We start from the raw sequence: 20,061 nt of genomic DNA, 5'->3' as shown, positions 1-20,061 counted from the left end.
ATATGGCCTGCAATGACTGTCCCGATCGACAAGGCGAACCCAGGTACAAGACCCATCTGAGGCGTTTTCGGTGTTGCGCATCGGTGCATTTGCGCAATGATGTAGACAGCTTTACGGCACAGTCCACTCCTTCTAACACCTCGGCGACCGATTGGTTCATATGCTAGGTTCAGATACAAGGCGATGAAGATGGCGACCTCCCTTTCCGACGCAATTGCGGCAAAACGTGACGATCTTATTGCGCTGACCCAGGATCTCATCCGCATTCCGACACTCAATCCTCCCGGTCAGGATTATCGCCTGATCTGCGAATACCTCGAAAAGCGCCTGAAATCGCATGGCTTCGACATAGAGCTTATCCGCGCCCGAGGCACCCCGGGCGACAGCCAAAAATACCCCCGCTGGAACATCATTGCCCGCCGCGAGGGTACCCGTGCAGGCGACTGCGTACATTTCAACAGCCATACGGATGTCGTTGAAGTCGGACGCGGCTGGACGACCGATCCTTTCGGCGCTGCACTGATCGATGGTAAAATCTACGGTCGCGGTGCCTGCGACATGAAAGGTGGCCTCGCCGCTTCAATCATCGCCGCAGAAGCCTTTCTCGAAACATACGACGACTTCGCGGGCGCCATCGAAATCTCCGGCACCGCCGACGAAGAATCCGGCGGCTACGGCGGCGTCGCCTATCTCGCCGAACAAGGATACTTCGATCCCGCGCGGGTGCAGCACGTCATTATCCCCGAACCGCTGAACAAGGACCGGATCTGTCTCGGACACCGCGGCGGATGGTGGGCCGAGATTGAAACCAAGGGAGAGATCGCACACGGCTCGATGCCCTTTCTCGGCGATTGCGCAGTGCGCCACATGGGGGCGGTGCTCCACTCGTTCGAGCAAAATCTCTTCCCCGCCATGGCCGCCCGAACGACAGATATGCCCGTCGTCCCCGAAGGCGCCCGCAGCTCGACGATGAACATCAACTCCATCCACGGCGGGCAAAAGGAAAACGATCCGGACTTCGACGGCCTGCCCGCCCATTGCGTCCCCGACAGCTGCCGCATCACCATCGACCGTCGCTTCCTGGTCGAAGAACCGCTGGACGAGGTGCGCGGCGAAGTCACAGGCCTGCTTGATGGTCTGCGCGCCACCCGCCCCGATTTCGACTATGAACTCACCGAGCTGAACGCGGTACTCCCCTCGATGACAGACCGCGAAGCACCGGTCGTCCGCACCGTCGCCGCCGCGATCGAAAAGGTGATGGGCCGCGCGCCGGAATATGTTGCCTCCCCCGGCACCTACGACCAGAAACACATCGACCGCATCGGCAAACTCAAAAACTGCATTGCCTACGGCCCCGGCGTGCTGGAACTCGCACATAAACCCGACGAATGGATCGGCGTCGACGATATGATCGACGGCGCCAGAGTGATGGGCGCCACACTCGAAACACTGCTGCTCAAGACCTGACCCGGCCATTTCTTTTGGCCAGAAATATCCCGGGGGAATCGTCCGTCAGGGCGATGGGGGCTGGCCCCCATCCTCGGACAACACAAATGCCGCCTCCGCTCCCAGTGCAAGACCGTCCGCAATCGCCGTCAACGCCGATCCCCGGTGCACCGCCGCCCCCGGAAACTGCGGGCACAGCGTCTCTTCCACCACTCCCATCAGGCTCGATCCTCCCACGAACACCAGATGCGTGATCCCGTTCGGGGCGATGCCCGCATCCGTCACCGTACGCAATGCCGCCCGCGCGATCTCCTGCGCCAGATCGTCAAGCGCCGCACCGATCTGCGCCGCCGCAACCGTCACATCCATCCCCCGCTCGACCACACCAAGGTCGATCAGCCCGACGCGCCCCGTGTTCGCCGCGATTTTTCCGCGTTCGACGGCAAAGGCGATGTCATGTCCCAACTCATCCTCCAACACGGCCACAAGCCGCGCCAGACGCGCCGGTTCCACTGCATATTGCGCCAGATCCCGTGCCAGCCGCCGACTGTCCGGAGCATAAAGAAACGGGATCTTCTGCCAGGTCGCCAGATCGTTGAAGATGGTCGCGGGCGCTGCATGAGTATCGCCGCCGAATGCATGACGAATGTCGCTGCCCCTCCCCAAAAGCGGCATCACGAAATCCAGACTTACCTTGCGGTCGAAATCCGTCCCGCCAACCCGCACCCCGTGGCTCGCAAGAATATCGATACCGTTGTCGTCGCTGCGAAAAACCGTGAAATCCGACGTGCCGCCGCCGATATCCACGACCAGCCCGAGATCCCCCGCCGCCAGCATATCCCGGTTGGCCAATGCCGCCGCCTCCGGCTCGAACATGAACCGGACCTCCTTGAACCCCGCCCGCAGATAGGCATCGCGCAGGTCGATCTCCGCTTGCGCGTTACGCGCGTCATCGCCGTGGAACCGCACCGGTCGACCCGACAGCGCCCGGTCAAAGCGCAAACCGGTCGCTGCCTCGGCCGCCTCTTTCAACTGCGCCAGGAACCGCGCGACGATGTCGATGAAATCCAGTCGCTCCCCCAACAGCATCCGCTTCTCCCGCATCAGCGGCGCACCCAAAAGACTTTTGAGCGCACGCATATACCGCCCCTCGTCGCCCGCCAAAAGCGCCTCTCCCGCCGCCGTACCGATCAACATCTTTTGCGTCTCCACGTCGAAGAAAACAGCCGTCGGCAATGTCTCCCCGCCCGCTTCGAGCGGAATAAGACGCGCAGCACCATCCCGCACGGTTCCCGCCGCCGAATTGGACGTCCCGAAGTCCACGCCCAGGACCGCCCCTGTATCCGTCATGCAATGCACTCCCCGCTTGCCTGCAAAGGCCGCGGAGATATCGCGCTGCCCCTGCGCGTGCAAGGTTTGATCTAGCCACGGCAGGGATCAGCCACTACCCTTTTTCCAGAACAGAATTCAGGGAGTCTCTCATGTTCCATCTTCGCCCCCTCCTGCTCGGCGTCGCCGCGTCCGCGTTGCTGGCCGGTGCCGCCGCCGCCAAGGACGATGTCATTCTCGCGATGCAGCTCGAACCTCCGCACCTCGATCCTACCAGCGCCGCCGCCGGTGCCATCGATTCCGTTCTGTATTCCAACGTATTCGAAGGGCTCACCCGGTTCGACAGCGACGGCGCGGTCATCCCCGGCCTCGCCAAAAGCTGGGAGATCTCCGAGGATGGGCTGACCTATACCTTCACCCTGAACGACGGCGTGACATTCCACGACGGCACCACGATGGATGCCGAGGACGTAAAATTCACCCTCGACCGGATCAATGCGGATGACAGCGCCAACGCGCAAAAGGCACTCTATTCCGCAATCTCCGATGTCACCGTCGTCGATCCGTTGACCGTCAAGGTGACGCTGTCGGAACCCAACGGCAACATGTTGTTCAACCTCGCGTGGGGCGACGCCGTAATCGTCGCACCCGAATCCGTCGAGGGCATCAAACAGACGCCCGTCGGCACCGGTGCTTTCAAGTTCGACAGCTGGACACAGGGCGACAAGATCGAGATCAGCCGCTTCGACGACTACTGGGGCACACCCGCAAAGCTGTCGAAGGCGACGTTCAAGTTCATCTCTGACCCCACCGCCGCTTTCTCCGCAATGATGGCCGAAGACATCGACGTCTTCTCCGGCTTCCCCGCGCCCGAAAACCTGCCCCAGTTCGAAGCCGATCCGCGCTTTCAGGTGCTCGTCGGCTCGACCGAGGGCGAGACGATCATGGCGATGAACAACAAGCAACCGCCCTTCGACGATCCCAAGGTGCGCGAGGCCGTGACCCACGCCATCGACCGGCAAGCGATCATCGACGGCGCGATGTTCGGCTATGGCACCCCCATCGGCACCCATTTCGCGCCGCACAATCCCGATTACGTCGATCTGACGGGGATGAGCGCCTATGATCCGGAAAAATCCGTGGCCCTGCTGGCCGAGGCGGGATTGGAGGAAGGGTTCGAGACCACACTGTTCCTGCCGCCCCCCTCCTACGCCCGTCGCGGGGGCGAGATCATCGCAGCCCAACTCGCCGAAGTCGGCATCAAGGCCGAGATCACCAATGTCGAATGGGCGCAGTGGCTGGAGTCCGTGTTCAACGGCAAGAACTTCGGCCTGACCATCGTCAGCCATACCGAACCGATGGACATCGGCATCTACGCCAACCCCGATTACTATTTCCAGTATGACAATGCGGCGCTTCAGGAGCTGATGAAAACGCTCAACGCCACGACCGATCCCGCCAAACGGACCGAGTTGCTTACGCAGGCGCAGAACATCATCGCCGAAGACTACGTCAACGCGTATCTGTTCCAGCTTGCAGCCCTTTCGGTCGCCAAGGCCGGCCTGCAAGGGCTGTGGTCGAACGCGCCGACCCAGGCCAATGATCTGACGGCGGTCAGTTGGGCGGAATAAGGCGCAATTCGCCCAGAAATAACCCCAAAAAGGCCCCGCAACGCGGGGTCTTTTTTCATAAGCTGATGCCCAATGGCAGCAACACGGCTTTAATTGATGGCACTTTCGGTACTCTTTGCACTTCTCTACATTGGCTTCATCAATACGGTGACCTATCGCGCTTTCGCCGCGGACAAGCGCAGCGCAATCGCGGATGAACAACGTATCCCCGAAGCCGACCTGTTGTATCTGGCCCATATCGGCGGATGGAGCGGTGCGAAATTCGCCCAGCACAGATTGCGGCACAAGACCCGGAAACAGCCTTTCGCCCATCGGCTCAACGTCATCGGCGTGTTGCATGTCGCCTTGGTAATGACCTTTCTGGGTGTGATCGGCCTACTCGCGCTTGTGCCAGCGCCGGGCGCGGTTATCGCAGGGACCGCGCAGGCAACGGCTGCCGTGCAAGGACTGCCACCCGCTGAAGGACAGCTTGCGATATCTCTGCGTCCTCCTGCGGGGCGTCCCGCAGAGTTTTGAACCAGTGCTCCGGCGGGTTGCGCCCGCGCCGGTTTCCCTCAAACGTCAGCGCGCGCAGGACCGTCTGCGCCGCCTGCGGCACCGTTCCGGCGGGATCATACCCGTTCAACACGCCCCAAATCCCCGTCCACAACCGCCCGACGGTCCAGGGGTTGTAGCCACCGCCGCCCAGCACCAGCAGACGCGGCGCGCCCAGATCCATCAAGCCGCGCAATATCTCCCAATGCGCATTGTTGCTCAGCGACAGATGCGCAAGCGGATCTTCCTCCACCGCATCGGCACCGCACAGGAAAACGATCGCCTCGGGACGGAACGCAGCTACCTTGGGCAGGATCAGCTCTTCGCGCACAAAGGCCATTTCGGCATCGTTGAACCCGCGCGGCACCGGCAGGTTCACGGCATTGCCGCCCGCATCGTCCTCAAGCACACCAGTCCGGGGCCACAAGCCTTCTTCGTGCACCGAAACCATCAGGCAATCGGCATCCCCCGAAAACGCCTCGGCCACTCCGTCGCAATGATGCGCGTCGATGTCGATATAGGCGATGCGCCGCACGCCATGGTGGCGCAGGGACAGCATCGCCAGAACCGGATCGTTGAGATAGCAAAATCCGTTCGCCCGCGCGCGCATGCCATGATGCGTACCGCCAGCCGGGTTGTAGATGACACCACCCCCGGCCAGCAGTTCACCGGCAAGGATCGACCCACCCGCCGCCGTTGCGGGACGGCGAAAAATCTCGCCGAACACCGGATTGGTCACACTGCCGATGTCGTAGCGCGCCAGATCATCGGGCGTTGCATGCTGCTCCGCCTCGATCCGCTGAAGCGCCGCGATATAGTCGGGATCGTGCCAGCCGGTCAACGCCTTGGGCTTGGCGCGCGGCGATGTGATGTATTGCGTATCGGGCAGCCACCCCATCGCGCGCGACAGATCCATCACCGTCGACACGCGCGGCACCCGCAACGGGTGCCATCGCCCATAGCTGGAGCCGCGAAAGATCTCGTGCCCTATGAAAATCGGGGTGTCCACGCGCGAAACCTAAACCGCGTGCGCCAAAAGAAAAGCGGGCGCATCGCTGCACCCGCCTCCCGTCACTCAGTCGTCAATCGCCCTTCGGCGCAAGTCGGACTGTCTTAGTCGGTGCCGGCCTGACCGGAAGCCGCCTCGATCACTGTCGCGTCGAGGCTGCGTTCGCATGTGCGCATCAGCAGTTCGGCACGACCTTCATCGCCGCCTTCGCCGATTTCGGACAGGGCCATCTCGGCCACTTTCGCCTGATCTGCGGCTTCCAGTTCGTTGAACTCGGCGCAGTTCATGGTGCTTGCATCAATGTGTGCGGCTGCGAATGCGGGTGCTGCAAGTGTTGCCATCAAGGATGCGGCGGCGGCTGTTTTCAGAAACGTGTTCATTGTTAAACTCCAGTAAATTTTATGTTGTTTGCTTGTCATTGCGAAAGGAGAACGTCACCTCTCAGCACTTCGTTCCCGCGAAAAGAGGCTTGAGATATAACGATTTATTGACCACCCCTGCCCTTTAATCTTTCGACGGCGCGCTACTGGCTGGACGGCGGGTGGAACTTGGGCATAACCTCCGCCTTATGCTGCGGTATTTTCTCAAAAGACTGCTTTCACTGATCATCAGTCTCGCCGTTGCGTCGCTGGTGATTTTTGCCGTGATCGAGGTCGCGCCGGGCGATCCCGCGGCATTCATGCTGGGCATGAACGCCCAGCCGGAGACCCTTGCCGCGCTGCGCAGCGAACTGGGCCTCGACGCCTCCAAACCGCAGCGGTATCTGGCATGGGTCGGCGGTATGCTGACCGGTGATTTCGGCACCTCCTACACCTACCGCACGCCGGTCGCCGATATGGTGGCGCAGCGGTTGTGGGTGTCGCTGCCGCTGGCGCTTTATGCTCTGGCGCTGTCCACGCTCATCGCCTTTCCCGCCGGAATCTACGCAGCGGCCCGTCGCGGGCGCGCGGGCGACATGGGCGTCATGGCGGCGACGCAACTGGGCGTGGCGATCCCGAATTTCTGGTTCGCAATGATGCTGGTGCTCCTGTTCGCGATCAAACTGCGCTGGTTCGCCGCAGGCGGTTTTGCCGGGTGGCAGGATGGCCCCCTGCCCGCCCTGCGCTCTCTCACGCTTCCCGCGATCGCACTTGCCCTGCCGCAGGCCGCGATCCTCGCGCGGGTCATGCGCTCGGCGCTGCTGGATGTTCTGGGCGAGGATTTCATGCGTACCGCGCGCGCCAAGGGGCTCAGCGCGCGGCAGGCGCTGTGGCGTCACGGTCTGCGCAACGCCATGATCCCGGTGCTGACCATCATCGGCCTGCAATTTTCGTTTCTATTGGCGGGGGGCATCATCATCGAGCAGGTTTTCTATCTTCCCGGCCTGGGGCGGCTCATCTTCCAGTCCATCTCGGCGCGCGATCTGATCGTGGTGGAAAGCGTGACGATGCTCCTGGTCTTCGCCGTCATCTTCGTGAACTTCGCCGTCGATCTGGCCTATGCCTCCGTCGATCCACGACTGAGAGCGCGCGCATGAATCGCAACCTGATCCTCGGCGGGCTCCTGACCGCGGTTTTCGTGATCGCCGCGCTGATGTCGTTCGTCTGGACCCCTCATTCCTATACCGGCCTCGATATTCCCGCGCGCCTGCTGCCGCCTGGTGGCGCGCATCCGCTGGGCACCGATCACTTCGGGCGCGACATCCTCAGCCTGATCATGGTCGGCGCGCGCACGTCCCTCGCCGTGGCGGTGGTGGCGGTCGGCATCGGAATGCTGCTCGGCGTGCCCTTGGGTCTGTGGGCGGCGGCCCGGCGCGGATCGCTGGTGGACGAGATCATCATGCGCGGCAACGATCTGGTCTTCGCCTTTCCCAGCCTGGTCATTGCCATCCTGATCACCGCCGTCTTCGGCGCCGGTGCCATCAACGCGATCATCGCCATCGGCATCTTCAACATCCCCGTTTTCGCCCGCATTACACGCGGCGCCGCGCTGTCGCTGTGGGAACGTGAATTCATCCTTGCCGCGCGGGTCGCGGGCAAATCCAGCCTGCGCATCTCGTTCGAACACATCCTGCCCAACGTCACCAATCTGCTGATCGTTCAGGGCACGATCCAGTTCTCGCTGGGCATCCTCGCCGAGGCGGGGCTAAGCTATGTGGGCCTCGGCGCGCAACCTCCGACGCCAAGCTGGGGCAGGATGCTGGCCGACGCGCAGACGATGGTCTCGATCGCGCCGCACATAGCGTTGATGCCCGGTTTCGCCATCATCCTGGCGGTGCTGGGTCTCAACCTGATGGGCGACGGGCTGCGCGACTACCTCGATCCACGCCTGCGGGTGGCGCGGGTATGAGCCTTCTGTCCTTCGATAACGTCAGCCTGTCGATCCACAGCTACGCGATCCTGCGCGGCATCACCTTCGACATCGCGGCGGGGGAAATCGTGGCCGTCACCGGCGAAAGCGGGTCCGGCAAATCCATGACCGCGCTCGCCGCCATGCAGCTGTTGCCGCAAGGGGCGCAAACCAGTGGCCAGATCATCCTGGGCGACCGGGATCTGACGACGCTCAGCGAAACACAGCTCTGCGCAATCCGGGGCAATGAGATCGGCATGGTGTTTCAGGAACCGATGACCGCGCTCAACCCGGTCAAGACCATCGGCGATCAGGTCGCCGAAACGGTCCTGTTGCATGAACGCACCAGCAAGGCGGACGCCAGCAAACGCGCCGCCGAGACGCTCTTGCGTGTTGGTCTGCCACCGGAACAGTTCCCCCTGTCGCGCTTTCCGCATGAATTGTCGGGCGGCCAGCGCCAGCGTGTCGTCATCGCGATGGCGATCGCACGCCACCCGCGCCTGCTGATCGCGGACGAGCCGACGACGGCGCTGGATGTCACCACACAGGCGCAGATCCTCGACCTGCTCACCCGGCTGGCGCGCGAGGACGGTATGGGTCTTTTGATGATCACCCACGATCTGGCCGTCGTTGCCGACATGGCAGACCGCATCATCGTCATGCGGCAAGGCGAAATGGTCGAGCAGGGCGAGACCCGTGCGCTTCTGCGCGAGATGCACCACCCCTACACGCGGATGCTGTTCGCGGCCTCGGCCCACCGCGTCACCCTGCCACCGGCCAAAGCCAGCGGCCCGCTTCTCGAAGTGACCGGCGTCTCGCGCGACTATGCCACCCCCCGCAAGACATTATTTGGAAAACCGGGCCGCTTTCGCGCCGTCAACAACGTGAGTTTCACCCTCGATCGGGGCGAGCGGCTGGGGCTGGTGGGCGAGAGTGGCTGTGGGAAATCGACCCTGACGCGGGCACTTCTGGGCCTAGAACAGGCGCAGGAAGGGCAGATCACGCTTGCCGGTGCGCCCGTCTTTACCGCGACCAAGCCCAACCTTGCGGTGCGCCGCCACATGCAGGTCGTGTTTCAGGACCCCTTCGGCAGCTTCAATCCCCGGCACCGCGTCGCCCGCCAGATCTGCGAGCCATTTCACCTGCTCGACGATCCGCCCACCGGTGCGGCACGGCAAAAGGCCATCGACGAGGCGCTGGTTGCCGTCGGCCTGCACCCGTCGGACGCCACCAAGTACATCCACGAGTTTTCCGGCGGACAAAGGCAACGGATCGCCATCGCGCGTGCGCTGATCATCCGCCCGGACCTGATCCTGTTCGACGAGGCGGTGAGCGCGCTCGACGTTTCAGTGCGCGCGCAGATCCTTGATCTGTTGGCCGATCTTTGCACCGCCTACAACCTGAGCTATCTGTTCATCTCCCACGATCTCAGCGTGGTGCGCACCATCACGGACCGGGTTCTGGTGATGAAGTCCGGTGAAATCGTTGAACAGGGTCCGACGGAGGATGTATTCACCGCGCCGCAGCACCCCTACACCCAAACTCTGATCGACGCCGCCCCGACACTGCCCGACATTCAAGGACTGACCGCATGAAGCCGATAAACCTCGCAGACAAGCTCGATCTTGTGACGACGCACTGGGATCCGCACGTAATCGCGCAGTACAACGACAACGATGTGATGGTCGTCAAATTCAGAGGCGAATTTCCGTTCCACCTGCACGAGGACACCGATGATTTCTTTCTCGTGCTTGAGGGGGCGATGACCATGGACATCGAAGACAGCAGCCACACCGTGCGTGCGGGTGAGGTGTTCATCGTGCCGCGCGGCGTGACCCACCGGCCCCGTGCGGACACGGAATGCAAGGTGCTGCTGATCGAACCCGCGGGCACGCCCAACACCGGCGACGCAGCCACCGCCAGCAGCAAGCCACGGATATGACCATGACGCCCGGCCCCACCAACAGCCTGTCCGACATCGCCGGTCTGCGGGTCGGCAATGCGCAGGACGCAAATCTAAAATCCGGCACGACAGTCGTGGTGGGCGACGCGCCCTTTACCGCCTCTGTCGCGGTGATGGGCGGCGCTCCGGGCACGCGTGAGACGGATCTGCTTGCCCCCGACAAATCCGTAGCAGCCGTGGATGCGCTGGTGCTGTCAGGGGGGTCCGCTTTCGGGCTCGATGCCTGTTCGGGCGTCATGGACAGTCTGCGCGCCGACGGGCGTGGCTACGCCATCGGACCGGCCCAGATCCCGCTGGTGCCGGGTGCGATCCTGTTCGACCTGCTCAACGGCGGTAACAAGGGCTGGACCGAGAACCCGTACCGCGCGCTGGGACGCGCGGCCTACGCCAATGCCGCAGCATCGTTCGACATTGGCAGTGTCGGTGCGGGTTCCGGCGCGCTGACGGCGATGCTCAAGGGCGGGCTTGGTACTGCGTCGCTGGTGCTGCCCGATGGCAGCACTGTCGCCGCACTCGTCGCGGCCAACGCGGTCGGGGCCGTCACGACACCGGGCGACCGGCACTTCTATGCCGCCCCTTTCGAGATGGGTGCCGAATTCGGCGGCGTCGGCCCCGATCCGCGCGGCGGTCTGGGCCTGTCGCTCGACAGCCGCAAGACGCGTGCGATGGGCGCGCGCGCCAACACCACGATCGCCATCGTCGCCACCGACGCCGAACTGACCAAGGCGCAGTGCCACCGTGTAGCCACCGCCGCGCACGACGGCATCGCGCGCGCCTGTGTGCCCGCCCATACCCCGCACGACGGGGATCTGGTCTTTGCCCTCACCACCGCTGCGCGGCCCGCCGCCGATGTTATGCTGACCGGGCATGCGGCATCCCTTTGCCTTGCCCGTGCGATCGCGCGCGCGGTTTATGCCGCCACCCCGGCGGACGGCGATGTCATGCCTTGCTGGAGCAGCGCCAATGCCGACATTTGAACGCGACACCGTCAAGATACACTTCGAACGATCAGGCGATGGCCCGCCGCTGCTGCTGATCGCCGGCATGATGAGCGATCATGCAAGCTGGGCACCGCTGGTCCCGCTGCTGGAGCCGCACTTCACGGTGATACGTCTCGACAACCGCACCACCGGGCAGACCGTGCCGTGGAACGCGCCCGCCAGTGTCGACCTGATGGCCGCCGATTGCGCAGGCCTGATCGACAGCGTCAATCTGGGGCGGGCGCATGTCCTTGGTCATTCGATGGGGGGGCTGGTCGGGATGCGGCTAGCACGGCGGTTTCCCGAGACGGTCCGCTCGCTCACGCTGGCCGCCTCCGCACCGCTCAGGCTTGAGCGGAACATCGCGTTTTTTCGCACCTTGCTGGCGGTGCGGCAAAGCAATGCGGCCCCCGCAACCTGGCTGAACGCGCTGTTCCCCTGGCTCTTTTCACCCGCCGCCTACGAGGCCGACGGAATGATCGAGCAGGCGCTCGCAGCCTCGCTTGCCTATCCCTTCGCGCAAACGGCTCCGGCGATGGCGCATCAACTGGCCGCGCTTGACGGCTACGTTGTGGACGCGATCTGCGATCTGCGCTGCCCGGCGCAGGCGCTGCTGGCGCAGGATGATCTGCTGATCCCCGCCGCCCTTGCGCGGCCCGCGCTGGAGGGTATGCCGGTACACATGATCGAAGGTGCCGGCCATTCGATCCATTGGGACCAACCGCAGGCCGTCGTCGACCGCCTGCATGAATTCGCAAACGCCCACTGACATAGGAGACTGCCATGCCCGATGATCTCTATGGACTGCCCGTCACCTGCGACCGCCCCGAAACCCTGTCGGCGATCAACGATTTCATTCACGGCTTCCTCAGCTATCAGCCCAAGGCGGCGAGCGTGATGGCGGCGGCGGACGCCGATCCAGACTGTGCGGTTGCGAATGCCTATGCGGCGCTCTTGTGGATGTTTCTCGAAGCCCCCACCGCCCCGGAAAATGCCGCCCCCTATGTTGCGCGCGCCCGCGCGGCGGCAGATGACATCACGGCGCGCGAGGCTCTGGTGATCGACGCTGCCGCCGCATGGGTGGCGGGTGACGTTCCGGCGCTGCTGAAGATCTGTGACCGTATCACCACGGATCATCCCCGCGATATGGTTATGCAGAAACTGGCGCAGTACCATCTGTTCAACCTTGGCGATGCGCCCGGCATGTTGCGCATTGCGCTCAGGGCGCTGCCGCAGGCCGAGGACAACGCCTATGCCCACGGCATGATCGCCTTCGGCTATGAGCAATGTCACCTGCTGGACCGCGCCGAAGCCGCAGCGCGCCGGGCGATGGAATTGCGGCATGATGAGCCATGGGCGCACCACGCCATCGCGCACGTCATGCTGACGCAAGGCCGGGTAGCCGAAGGTGCGGCGTTCCTTGAAGGTGTGGCAGACACCTGGAGCGGGTTGAACAGTTTCATGCACAGCCACAACTGGTGGCATCTGGCACTGTTCTATCTCAGCCAGGGGCGGCATGACGACGTGCGCCGCGCTTATGACACTCATGTCTGGGGCCTTGAAAAAGGCTATTCCCAGGATCAGGTCGGTGCGACGTCCTTGTTGGCGCGGATGGAGTTCGCCGGTGTCGATGTCGGCGACAGGTGGGGGGACGTGGCCGATCATGTGGCGCAACGCGGCGCCGACACGGTCAATCCGTTTCTCTCGCTTCAATATCTCTACGCGCTTGGGCGGACCGGCAGGCCGGAGGCTACCGCGCTGATGCAGGCGATCGAGGCGCGCGCCGCGGACGTGCAGTGGCACGACCATATTGCATGGCGTGACGTGGCGTTGCCCGCCGCGAGAGGTATTCTTGCCCATGCGAAAGGCGACTGGAATACAGCAATCACGCAGCTTGCGCGGGCGTTGCCACGCATGGCGGAATGCGGCGGCAGTCATGCACAGCGCGATCTGTTCGAGCAGATTCACCTCGATGCGCTGGTGCGTGACGGACGTGCGTCATCCGCGCAGCAGATATTGGAAATGCGCCGGACCTACGATCCCGACGGAGTTCCGCTCAACCTCATGCTGGGTGATGTCTATGCCAGCACCGGCCTTCCCGCGCTGGCACAAGAGGCCCGCGCCCGCGCTGAGCGCACGCTGTCCGCGCAGCGGTCCTGAGGGCAATTGCCGCGCGCCCGAAGGACCGCTACCTTCGCGGAATTGGTATGATGGCTAATTAAAGGAGTCCTGCGCCATGGACAAAGAATGGTATTACGCCGAGGACGGCACGTCGAAAGGGCCGTTGAACCAAGCCGAATTTGACGCCCTGGTCGAGAACGGCACGATCCGCCGCGATACGCTGGTTTGGCAGGAGGGCATGGAAGACTGGCTTCCGCTCGGCACGACCGCGACCCGGACCGGCCAAGACCCGATGCCGCCGGGTGCGCCCCGTGTCGACGCCGAAGACCCCGCGCGCGAAGACGCCAACAGTTTCATGGGCGCGCTGAAGGACGGCTTTGCCCGCTATGTCGATTTCAGGACCCGTTCGACGCGCGCCCAGTTCTGGTGGTGGGTGGTATGGTCGGTCGTGCTCGGCTTTGCCGCATCGATCGTGGATTCGCTGCTGGGGTTGAGCGAGGTCGGCGCGGTGAACGGGCTTGTCTCGCTCGTCTTGTTCCTGCCTTCGATTGCTATATCCGTCCGCCGGCTGCACGACATAGGGCGCACCGGATGGTGGTATCTGATCATTCTGGTCCCGCTGGTCGGATGGATCGTGCTGATCGTTTTCTTCTGCACCGCGACCAAGGAGGAAGTGAACCAGTGGGGTCCGCCGCCGCGCCGTTGATTTGCGGTCAGGAAGTCGCACTTCGAAACATGAGGGGGCCAGCCCCCAGCCGTTCCCCAACGAGGGGAACGGCCCCCCGGGATATTTGGGGCCAAAAGAAATGGGCGCTGGTCAGCTTTGGAGGCCGACCGTCACTTCGAGATCGGCGATGCCGTCGACCCCTCCGGTTATGACATCGCCAGGAACAACCGCGCCGACGCCGGCCGGGGTGCCTGTCATGACCAGATCACCCGGTGCGAGGATCATCGCACGGCTAAGTGTCGAGACGTGTTCGCGTACAGACCAGATCAGATCGGCGATGTCCGCATCCTGCCGGATCTTGCCGTTCACGGCCAGCCAGATGCGTGCCTTGGTGAGGCTTGGGACCTGTGCGATGGGTTTGATCGGCGCGATTGGCGCGGAATGGTCGAAGGCCTTGGCCCAGTCCCAGGGGCGGCCTGTCTTCTTGGCCTCCGCCTGCAGATCCCTGCGGGTGAAATCAATGCCGACGGAGGCACCCCAGATGTGATCCATGACCGCGTCTTCGCGTAAGTCCTTGCCGCCTTTGCCGATCGCAAGGACCAGTTCGATCTCGTAGTGCAGATCCTGCGTAAGGGGCGGATAGGGGAAGGTGCAGGGCGTGTCCATGACCGCGTCTGCGGGTTTGGTGAAGAAGAACGGCGGCTCGCGGTCGGGATCATTGCCCATCTCGCGGGCGTGCGCCTCGTAATTGCGGCCGACACAGAAGATGCGGCGCACGGGAAAACGAGCATCGGTATCCTGAACGGCGAGGCTGGCCTGTGGCGGCGCTGCAAACACATATGACATCAGAGGGCCTTTGGATGGAATGATATGGATTTCAGATAAAGCGCAGGGCGTGTGCGATGTCCACCGCTTCTTTCGCACGCGAAAGGTTTTCTGATTATTAACAATCGGTTAATCGCCGAGTTTGGCGTGCACCTCGTCAAGGTCTATCTCGCCGGTGGGCATCTTGTTTGCCGGGTTCTCGAAGTCGTACTTGAACAGGTTGAAATCGCGTTTGTAGATCTCGTAGACCAGATGCATCGACAGGTCGTCGAAGTAATCTTCGACCGGATGGGCGCGTTTGGGGCCGTGGCCCTCGCTTTCGTTGAACCGGGGAATTTCTTCGAGGTTCAGCGATTTCGGCGTTTCAATGGCGTCCAGAACATCGCGCATGCCGTCGTTGAACGCTTCGGTCCAGATGATGTTGTCGTATTTGCCGCCGTTCACGATGAACGTGCTGACGTGGCCGGACATGGCAGACCAGTGGATGTCGGGATCCATCGGCCGGCGCCAGCGGATCGTGTCGCGCGCGAACAGCAGGAACCGGCGGAAGCTCGCGATCTGGTCGAACTCCTGCTTGCCGTCCTCGCCGCCTACTTCGATGCCGTATTTCTGGATCAGCAGGGGCACCAGATTGCCGCGATAGCGTTTGCCGTTGCGCTGGATCCCGCAAATCTTGTCGAAGAACGAGCTGAGGATGCGGGTGTACGGGTTGCGTACGCAGGTGAAGGAGTAGGAGGTATGGTTCTGCACATTCGTGCTGATCGGCTGCTGGCTCGGCTCCAGCGCCCATTTGTGGAGACCGGATTTCGCGTCATGAATGTCGCCGTCGAAAAACGCGCCGTGGTCGGAATAATACATGATCTGGCCGATGGTAGAGCACGCGCACTTGGGCACAACGCGGTACACCATGCTCTCGCTCTCGGTCATCCAGGTTCCGGGAAAACCCATACGTGCGCGCTCCTGCTCAAGGCTTGCTTCGCCGTCTGCGGCGCCTTTTCCATGACAAAACCAAATTATTGCGGTTTATTCAATCAGTGTTCACGATTATCTATGTAACAATCGAGCAAAAAACAGGTGACTGGTTCCTGAATGGCAAAAATCGCCTACATCCTTCTTTGCCATAAAGATCCCGACTCCATCATCAGGCAGGCGGAGCGTTTGACGGCTGTGGGCGACTACATGTCGATCCATTTCGACGCCTCTGCCGATGCCGCGCATTTCAGCAAGATCCGCGATGCCCTGCGCGACAATCCAAACGTGACCTTCGCGGCCAAACGGATCAAATGCGGCTGGGGCGAATGGTCGCTGGTGCAGGCGACGCTGCACGCGGTGGAGGCGGCGGTCGAGGCGTTTCCGCGCGCGACGCATTTCTACATGCTGTCTGGCGATTGCATGGCGATCAAATCGGCGGAGTACACCCACGGTTTTCTCGACAACGACGATGTCGATTACATCGAGAGCTTTGATTACTTCGAGAGCGACTGGATCAAGACGGGCTGGACCGAGGAGCGGTTGATCTATCGCCACTGGTTCAACGAGCGGACCCAGAAAAAGCGGTTCTACGCGATGTTCGAGTTGCAAAAGCGCCTTGGGCTGACGCGCGACATCCCCAGTGACATTCAGGTGCAGATCGGCAGCCAGTGGTGGTGCCTGCGCAGACGCACGATCGAATGGCTGCTGGAGTTCTGCAAGGAACGGCGCGACGTGATCCGGTTTTTCCGGACCACCTGGATCCCGGACGAGACGTTTTTCCAGACGGTGGTGCGCCACCTGGTGCCCGAAAGGGAGATACGCCCGCGCACGCTGACGTTTCTGATGTTCACCGACTACGGGATGCCGGTGACGTTCTACAACGATCATTACGATCTGTTGCTGGGGCAGGATTATCTGTTCGCGCGCAAGATCAGCGCCGATGCGCAGGATCTCAAGCGGCGGCTGGGACTGCTCTATTCAGCCAAGGGCACGCAGTTCCAGATCAGCAACGAGGGCCGCAGCCTGTTCAGATTTCTGACCGGGCGGGGCCGGATCGGGCGGCGGTTCTCCACCCGCTTCTGGGAGACGGAATCGACCCTTGGCCGCGAGCGCGAGCTATTGGTCGTGGTCTGCAAGAAGTGGCATGTGGCCAAGCGGGTGCTGGAGCGGATCCGCCAGACGACGAACGTGCCCGCCATCGAGTATGTGTTCAACGAAGAGGACGCGCCGCTGCCGGCTCTTGGCGGGATCGAGAAAACACTGGGCAAGCGCACGCGCCATCGCCGCGCCCTGATGCGGATGCTGTTCGATTATTTCGAGACCGACCGCCTGATCGTCTGCATGGACCCGACCAATCTCGAATTGCTCGAAGATTTTGCCGCAGACCGGTCGGTTACGCGGATCCTTGAGATTGAATGTACCTTTACCGACGAGTACCTGATCGGCCATTCGATGCGCGTGGGCCTTGCCGGGGAGCAGACATCGCAAGAGACGCTCGACAGGCTTTTGCCGACGATCCGCAATGACATGACGTTTGAAAGCGACGCGATCCGCGATGCGCAGTTCGAGAACCATAGCCGGATGCGCGAGAGCGCCTCTTCTGCCGAAAACGCGGAAGAGCTGGCCAAATTTCTGGGGGTGAGCGCCGAGAAAGCGCAAGAAATCACCAGTACCGACTACCTGTTTGCCGATTAAGGAATAACACCATGGCTTATCACTATGACGACCAGAATATCTTTGCCAAAATCCTGCGCGGGGAGATCCCCAACGATACCGTGCTGGAGACCGATCACACGCTTGCCTTCCGCGATATCGAACCGCAGGCACCGGTCCATGTGCTGGTGATCCCGAAGGGGGCATATGTCAGCTATGACCATTTTGCAGCTGAGGCGTCGGATGCGGAGATCGTCGATTACACCCGCGCCATTGCCAAGATCTGCGCGCAGGAAGGCGTCAGCATCGATGCCAACGAAGGCTACCGTATCATCAGTAACGCAGGTGCGCACGGCGTGCAGGAAGTGCCGCATTTGCACCTGCATATTCTGGGCGGGCGGCGCATGGGCCGAATGGTACAGCCCGCCAAGTAATGCGGCGGGGCGCCAATCGCCTGCCCGCCCGATCGTTTTGGGCGGGGTAGGCAGGCGGGTGTTGCCGTCTTGCGGTATCAGGCGCGCAGCGCAACAGTATGCGCGGACACCACATCGGGCAGTGGCGCGGCGGAATCGAACAAGCCGAAAGGCGGGACCGCACAGGTCTGTGCACAGCGAAGTACCGCGAAGGTGCGCAGCGAGCGGCGGGACCAGCTTTGGTTACAGGGTGTCGCTTCCGCGTTTCTTTTTCTTGCTGCCAAACCATCCCCGCACAGCCCCGGTGCGTACCGCCAGATCGTCCTCGATCGCTTCCATCGTTGGATCGATGCGCGCCTTTCGGAACCTGCGCCAGCGTACCCAGATGCCATAGACGACCGCCACGAACAGCGTGATGATGATGATATTGAGCCACGGAATGCCTTTGGACGCACCCGGCCCCGAAACGGGCCGGAGTGAGATGGCGTTGGGATAGACCGTCAGGAATTCATTGCGCCAGCCATAGTGTTTCATTGCAAACCACCGTGCGGTTTCGCCCGTCGACGCGGCATCCGCCGCTTCGGCCTGAAGATTGGCTGTGTCGAACTTGAAATACGGCGGCCAGCCCCAGCCGGTGTCTTCGTTGCGGTAGACCATCACATCGCCCTTGGCGCGGCGGGTCTGGATAAAGAAAACGTCGCGGTTCGTAACGGTCGGATCATTGCCGGTATTCGCCCCGGTCCAGAAAATCGAGTTTTCGCCGAAATCCTGTCTCTCTTCATAGGTGTTGATGATCCGCACGATATCCGTCTGCGGCAGTGTATAGTGAAAGAACGCCACCACCAGCGCCCAAACGGTCAACCAGAATGTCCAACGCAGAAGATTAAGCATCTAGGGCCTCTTTAACTAAAATTCGTCAGGTAGATGATCACTGACACAAGGATGACCGGAATGACATAGACCGCGAGGATCAATTTGCGGCGCAGTGACTTGTCGTAGTCTTCTAACCCCTCTTCGAGGAAATGCTCCAGCGGGACATCCTGCGGCCCCTTGTACCATGCCTCGCGCAACTTGTCTTTGCGCACCGCACGCGAATAGAGCGACAGGCACAGGTAAATGACCGAAAGCGCAAGGAAACCGACGACCATAAGGCGGGCAAGGGCAAACATTCTATCTCCTTTTCACAGCGCCCCCAGGGGCCTGACATTGCCACCCGAACGGGCACGGGGGGGTCTCGCGCCGGGGCAGCGGCGGCACCTCCAAAGGTGGCTCATGGCCGAGGAAACCATCGCGCACACCGGTTTTTTCCCACAAGATACTCCGCTGAGAGAAAATCCACCAGATAAGCCTTCTTTGCCTCAACCCAGCGCGCGTAGGTCGCGTAGAAAGATCCTTATGCCAGTTGAAAACCTGACGGATGTCCTTGGGCGCAAGCTTGGCCAGCAGCATGTTGACCAGTTCGGCGTCAGGCGTGTCCGCCGCGCGCAGGATGTGGAAATAGACCGGATCGCTGCTGTCTATCGCCGGAAAGGTACCGCCGATCTCGGCCCAGTTGACCAGCGCGCCCAGCTTGTGAAACTCGGGCGGCAGGATGTCGGCGGGTCGGCGCAGGTCGGCGTGGGTCAAACCGTCCAGCTTGGTCCCCTCCTTCGCCACCGCGTCCATCGTGATGAAATCTATCTTTTGGCGCAGGATCGCCGCCGGGCGAATTCCGCGCGCCTCCAGCACCGTCCCGACCAGCCCGTTGAGCCGCAGGAATTGCGCGATCTCGTTGCGCTGATCGAACGACATTTCCTTGAGCCGCACAGGATTGCGCAACACATCGCCGGTCTTGTGCGCCTGCGCGATCATGTCGAAGATGAGCCCGTCATCGTACCACCCGTCTCGCGGAATGTGTCGACCATCTCTGCCAGTTTGTCCGCGTTGCGCAGGGTGCTCTTGGAGGTGGAGAATCTCGTGTTGAGCAAGGGGTCGGTGCGCTGCTTCATGCTGAGCAGGATGCACTGCCGCTTCACGCCTTTGTGGTTGAGGTAGAGCAGGTCATCCAGTTCCTCCCCGATCTCGGGGGAGTAGCTGGAATTATCGAAGTAGAAATCAGTGAGGGTGGTTTTATGCCCCGTGAGGTGGTGTAGCGCGCTGTTGCACCGCTCGACCAGCGCCGGGAGGAGACATGCAAGAGATTGCCGAACA

General features: G+C 62.1%; 22 protein-coding genes. 13 read left to right on the top strand and 9 right to left on the bottom strand.

Going from position 1 to position 20,061, the window contains the following annotated elements:
• Positions 1 to 189: 189 nt before the first annotated feature.
• Positions 190 to 1,467, top strand: coding sequence for an acetylornithine deacetylase/succinyl-diaminopimelate desuccinylase family protein (locus tag Q1A06_RS13930; protein WP_299564705.1), 1,278 nt, complete (start codon positions 190 to 192; stop codon positions 1,465 to 1,467).
• A gap of 45 nt (positions 1,468 to 1,512) precedes the next feature.
• Here Q1A06_RS13930 and Q1A06_RS13925 read toward each other — a convergent pair whose 3' ends face one another.
• Positions 1,513 to 2,796, bottom strand: coding sequence for an Hsp70 family protein (locus Q1A06_RS13925; RefSeq protein WP_299564703.1), 1,284 nt, complete (start codon positions 2,794 to 2,796; stop codon positions 1,513 to 1,515).
• Positions 2,797 to 2,927: 131 nt separating this feature from the next.
• Between Q1A06_RS13925 and Q1A06_RS13920 the strand changes: the two genes are divergently transcribed.
• On the top strand, positions 2,928 to 4,406 hold the full coding sequence (locus Q1A06_RS13920) for an ABC transporter substrate-binding protein (RefSeq protein WP_299564700.1): 1,479 nt from the start codon (positions 2,928 to 2,930) through the stop codon (positions 4,404 to 4,406).
• A gap of 96 nt (positions 4,407 to 4,502) precedes the next feature.
• Positions 4,503 to 4,922, top strand: a complete 420-nt coding sequence (locus Q1A06_RS21055; RefSeq protein ID WP_366523525.1) for a DUF1294 domain-containing protein — start codon at positions 4,503 to 4,505, stop codon at positions 4,920 to 4,922.
• On the opposite strand, the gene Q1A06_RS13915 is transcribed toward Q1A06_RS21055, so the two are convergent.
• Together Q1A06_RS13915 and Q1A06_RS13910 are read right to left on the bottom strand one after the other, a co-directional pair.
• Complete coding sequence (locus Q1A06_RS13915) at positions 4,813 to 5,949, bottom strand: acetoin utilization protein AcuC (RefSeq protein ID WP_299564697.1); 1,137 nt, start codon at positions 5,947 to 5,949, stop codon at positions 4,813 to 4,815. The two genes, Q1A06_RS21055 and Q1A06_RS13915, sit on opposite strands and share 110 nt — an antisense overlap.
• Before the next feature lie 104 nt (positions 5,950 to 6,053).
• Positions 6,054 to 6,329, bottom strand: a complete 276-nt coding sequence (locus tag Q1A06_RS13910; protein ID WP_299564694.1) for a hypothetical protein — start codon at positions 6,327 to 6,329, stop codon at positions 6,054 to 6,056.
• A 188-nt stretch (positions 6,330 to 6,517) separates the two neighbouring features.
• Between Q1A06_RS13910 and Q1A06_RS13905 the strand changes: the two genes are divergently transcribed.
• The 8 genes from Q1A06_RS13905 to Q1A06_RS13870 all read left to right on the top strand — a co-directional run bounded on the left by Q1A06_RS13905 (position 6,518) and on the right by Q1A06_RS13870 (position 14,047).
• A complete protein-coding gene (locus Q1A06_RS13905; protein WP_299565004.1) occupies positions 6,518 to 7,465 on the top strand; it encodes an ABC transporter permease in 948 nt (315 codons plus the stop codon).
• Entirely contained in the window at positions 7,462 to 8,277 is an 816-nt protein-coding gene (locus Q1A06_RS13900; RefSeq protein WP_299564691.1) for an ABC transporter permease, read from the top strand. The genes Q1A06_RS13905 and Q1A06_RS13900 overlap by 4 nt, the downstream gene beginning before the upstream one ends.
• Positions 8,274 to 9,872 carry a dipeptide ABC transporter ATP-binding protein gene (locus Q1A06_RS13895; protein ID WP_299564688.1) on the top strand — a complete coding sequence of 533 codons (1,599 nt, stop codon included), beginning with the start codon at positions 8,274 to 8,276 and terminating at the stop codon, positions 9,870 to 9,872. The genes Q1A06_RS13900 and Q1A06_RS13895 overlap by 4 nt, the downstream gene beginning before the upstream one ends.
• The gene (locus Q1A06_RS13890; RefSeq protein WP_299564685.1) at positions 9,869 to 10,219 is read left to right on the top strand and encodes a cupin domain-containing protein; all 351 of its coding nucleotides are present in this window, start codon (positions 9,869 to 9,871) and stop codon (positions 10,217 to 10,219) included. The genes Q1A06_RS13895 and Q1A06_RS13890 overlap by 4 nt, the downstream gene beginning before the upstream one ends.
• Positions 10,220 to 10,221: 2 nt before the next feature.
• A complete protein-coding gene (locus Q1A06_RS13885; RefSeq protein WP_299565002.1) occupies positions 10,222 to 11,217 on the top strand; it encodes a P1 family peptidase in 996 nt (331 codons plus the stop codon).
• Entirely contained in the window at positions 11,204 to 11,989 is a 786-nt protein-coding gene (locus Q1A06_RS13880; RefSeq protein WP_299564683.1) for an alpha/beta fold hydrolase, read from the top strand. The genes Q1A06_RS13885 and Q1A06_RS13880 overlap by 14 nt, the downstream gene beginning before the upstream one ends.
• A gap of 14 nt (positions 11,990 to 12,003) precedes the next feature.
• Positions 12,004 to 13,380 carry a tetratricopeptide repeat protein gene (locus Q1A06_RS13875; RefSeq protein WP_299564680.1) on the top strand — a complete coding sequence of 459 codons (1,377 nt, stop codon included), beginning with the start codon at positions 12,004 to 12,006 and terminating at the stop codon, positions 13,378 to 13,380.
• Positions 13,381 to 13,456: 76 nt separating this feature from the next.
• Positions 13,457 to 14,047: a DUF805 domain-containing protein gene (locus Q1A06_RS13870; RefSeq protein ID WP_299564677.1), complete on the top strand. Its 591-nt coding sequence runs from the start codon at positions 13,457 to 13,459 to the stop codon at positions 14,045 to 14,047.
• Between the two features lie 111 nt (positions 14,048 to 14,158).
• On the opposite strand, the gene Q1A06_RS13865 is transcribed toward Q1A06_RS13870, so the two are convergent.
• Together Q1A06_RS13865 and Q1A06_RS13860 are read right to left on the bottom strand one after the other, a co-directional pair.
• Complete coding sequence (locus tag Q1A06_RS13865) at positions 14,159 to 14,854, bottom strand: fumarylacetoacetate hydrolase family protein (RefSeq protein WP_299564674.1); 696 nt, start codon at positions 14,852 to 14,854, stop codon at positions 14,159 to 14,161.
• A 108-nt stretch (positions 14,855 to 14,962) separates the two neighbouring features.
• A complete protein-coding gene (locus Q1A06_RS13860) occupies positions 14,963 to 15,781 on the bottom strand; it encodes a sulfotransferase family protein (RefSeq protein ID WP_299564672.1) in 819 nt (272 codons plus the stop codon).
• Positions 15,782 to 15,922: 141 nt separating this feature from the next.
• On the opposite strand from Q1A06_RS13860, the gene Q1A06_RS13855 reads away from it, so the two are divergent.
• Positions 15,923 to 17,500, top strand: a complete 1,578-nt coding sequence (locus Q1A06_RS13855; protein ID WP_299564669.1) for a DUF5928 domain-containing protein — start codon at positions 15,923 to 15,925, stop codon at positions 17,498 to 17,500.
• An 11-nt stretch (positions 17,501 to 17,511) separates the two neighbouring features.
• Positions 17,512 to 17,892, top strand: a complete 381-nt coding sequence (locus Q1A06_RS13850) for a histidine triad nucleotide-binding protein (RefSeq protein WP_299564666.1) — start codon at positions 17,512 to 17,514, stop codon at positions 17,890 to 17,892.
• Between the two features lie 222 nt (positions 17,893 to 18,114).
• On the opposite strand, the gene Q1A06_RS13845 is transcribed toward Q1A06_RS13850, so the two are convergent.
• From Q1A06_RS13845 to Q1A06_RS21050, 4 genes are read right to left on the bottom strand one after another with little or no spacing between them, the layout of a single operon-like run.
• Positions 18,115 to 18,762 (bottom strand): DUF1523 family protein, encoded by a 648-nt coding sequence (locus tag Q1A06_RS13845; RefSeq protein ID WP_299564663.1) that lies wholly within the window; start codon positions 18,760 to 18,762, stop codon positions 18,115 to 18,117.
• Positions 18,763 to 18,773: 11 nt separating this feature from the next.
• On the bottom strand, positions 18,774 to 19,040 hold the full coding sequence (locus tag Q1A06_RS13840) for a hypothetical protein (protein WP_299564660.1): 267 nt from the start codon (positions 19,038 to 19,040) through the stop codon (positions 18,774 to 18,776).
• 1 nt (position 19,041) lies between these two features.
• Complete coding sequence (locus Q1A06_RS13835; RefSeq protein ID WP_299564657.1) at positions 19,042 to 19,722, bottom strand: DUF6638 family protein; 681 nt, start codon at positions 19,720 to 19,722, stop codon at positions 19,042 to 19,044.
• Positions 19,719 to 20,027 carry a DUF6638 family protein gene (locus Q1A06_RS21050; protein WP_366523534.1) on the bottom strand — a complete coding sequence of 103 codons (309 nt, stop codon included), beginning with the start codon at positions 20,025 to 20,027 and terminating at the stop codon, positions 19,719 to 19,721. The genes Q1A06_RS13835 and Q1A06_RS21050 overlap by 4 nt, the downstream gene beginning before the upstream one ends.
• Between the last annotated feature and the right edge of the window lie 34 nt (positions 20,028 to 20,061).

This window comes from uncultured Sulfitobacter sp. (genome assembly GCF_947497275.1).
Classification (GTDB): domain Bacteria; phylum Pseudomonadota; class Alphaproteobacteria; order Rhodobacterales; family Rhodobacteraceae; genus Sulfitobacter.
The sequence above is the reverse complement of the archived record's forward strand: the minus strand, read 5'-3'. Positions and strand labels throughout refer to the sequence as shown.